The following is a 1929-nucleotide window of genomic DNA, read 5'->3' as shown; positions in this document are numbered from 1 at the left end:
GCGTACGAGAGCCCGTGTACTTCGGTCCGACCGCGCGCCCGCACGTCATTGGCTCGTCGCCAGACAACATGCGATCCGTGAAATTGTGCTGCGTCTCAGACCATCCGCGCGACGGCCATGCACAGCACGGTGATAACCAGCAGACCGCCGGCGATGCGCTCGCCTCTTGTCATTTTCGCGCGCAACTGGGCTTCCGTCGCCGCATCGGTGCCGGCAAGCTGCCTGGTGGCAGAACCCACCAGCGCGCCCTGTACGCCGGCGGCAATTAGAGCCGTGGCGATTCCCAGCGCCAGCACCTTCTCCATCGGGCCGAAAAGGCCTTCATGGAAGAAATACCAAAGCAGTATGCCGGTGAAGAAAACCAGTCCGGCCGCACCCATTTGGGGCCGGAAGAACCGTTCCGCTCGGATCTCCGGATCGCGGCCGACCGCGATGGTGGTGCCGGCCCAGAACACGCCGGCCATGACATGAAGACCGAGGACGACGATATAGACATATTGCATGACCGCATTTCCTCTTTTTTGCCCGCCGTTCGCATATAATTAGATATCAAATGATTAGATGTCAATGTATAAGCCTGTCACTCAGTTCCCTCTACGGAGAACACCGCCTAGTGTCTGACGATGACGCCCTTTGACCGCCCGCCAGTCGGCATGAATCTTGGCCGCACCGCCAAGCTTGTCGCCCAAGCCTTCGATGCTGCTCTTGTCGAAGCGGGCGGTACGTTGCCGGTCTGGCTCACTCTGCTGTCTGTCAAGTCGAGCAAGCTTGCCAATCAGCGCGAGCTTGCCGGCATGATCGGCATCCAGGGGGCGACGCTGACCCACCATCTCAACGCGATGGAGGCGCAGGGCCTGCTGATGCGCCGCCGCGATACCGTCAACCGCCGGGTTCATCTGGTCGAACTGACCGCGGCCGGAGAGGCGATGTTCGAGACATTGCGCAAGGCCGCGTTGTCCTTTGACAAGCGGCTGCGGGTCGGACTGTCCGACGAGCGGCTGGCGGAGTTCGCGCAGGTGCTGGCGGCATTGCGGGCGAATGTCGAAAGCTAGAGCAGGATAAGACTCAGTCGTCGTAGCCCCGGATTGTCCCAAAGGTGTAATGGCGCAGCTTCAGCGCGGTGATCAAATTGGTCAGCTTCGTCTTGCCGTCGAAGCGGTCCTGGAACATCTCGTCATGCATCAACAGGATCAGCTTGCCGGGCTTGACGAAGCGGCCATATCCGAACAAGTGATCGATCTCGCTGACCAGATGGTCGACGCTCTGCACCGGCTCGCCGCTGTCCTTGTGTACCCACTCGTGATCCCAGCCGTAGAGATAGAAGCCTGAGGCGGCGACGAACTCGTAGTCGGGCTCCTCACGACCCTCCTGGGCCAGGCCGAGCGAGGTGTCGTTCTTCGACATCGAGGGCAGCCTGAACACGTCACGCCCCGGCAGCCGCGCGTGCACCACCGGCTTGAGCCCGAGTACCGCATTCGCCCGCATCATGTCGGCAACGACACCTTCGGTGTCGGCGTAAAAATGCTGGTAGCGGTTGTTGGCGTGGCTATAGCTGTGGTTGCCGAGCGTCACCAGCGCAAGCTGCCTGGCGCGTTGGACGAGCGCCCTGTTACCTGCGCTCGCCTGCGCATGCATGCCGACCATGAACATGGTTGCCGGAACCTGCTCGGCTTCCAGCACATCGAGGATGTTGCTTGTGCCGTTCAGCGGGCCATCGTCGAAGGTGAGATAGATGGTGCGGTCGGCCCCATGGGCGGGGACCACAAAAATCAACAGTGCCGCCAAGACAAGCCGAAAAAGTGTCATCACTCGCAATATCCGGGTGCGGGTATGGCAGGCCGCCATTGACCTGCCACTGAGAATTTCCTCCATCTGAGATTAGAGTCCGGGCCTTGATTGAAGGACGGACTGATGAAGAGAAAGCGGTTT

General features: G+C 60.7%; 3 protein-coding genes. 1 reads left to right on the top strand and 2 read right to left on the bottom strand.

The features are described from left to right. Positions 1 to 95: 95 nt before the first annotated feature. Positions 96 to 503 carry a hypothetical protein gene (locus tag NKJ06_RS35240; protein ID WP_352633322.1) on the bottom strand — a complete coding sequence of 136 codons (408 nt, stop codon included), beginning with the start codon at positions 501 to 503 and terminating at the stop codon, positions 96 to 98. A gap of 120 nt (positions 504 to 623) precedes the next feature. On the opposite strand from NKJ06_RS35240, the gene NKJ06_RS35235 reads away from it, so the two are divergent. Continuing rightward, positions 624 to 1052 (top strand): MarR family winged helix-turn-helix transcriptional regulator, encoded by a 429-nt coding sequence (locus NKJ06_RS35235; protein ID WP_352633323.1) that lies wholly within the window; start codon positions 624 to 626, stop codon positions 1050 to 1052. A 13-nt stretch (positions 1053 to 1065) separates the two neighbouring features. Here the strand turns inward: NKJ06_RS35235 and NKJ06_RS35230 are convergent, their stop codons facing one another. Then, entirely contained in the window at positions 1066 to 1806 is a 741-nt protein-coding gene (locus NKJ06_RS35230; RefSeq protein ID WP_352633327.1) for a polysaccharide deacetylase family protein, read from the bottom strand. Positions 1807 to 1929 lie beyond the last annotated feature (123 nt).

It is taken from the genome of Mesorhizobium sp. M0293, from assembly GCF_040321735.1.
Taxonomy (GTDB): Bacteria; Pseudomonadota; Alphaproteobacteria; order Rhizobiales; family Rhizobiaceae; genus Mesorhizobium.
Note: the sequence above shows the minus strand (reverse complement) of the source record. Positions and strands in the feature narration are given on the sequence as shown.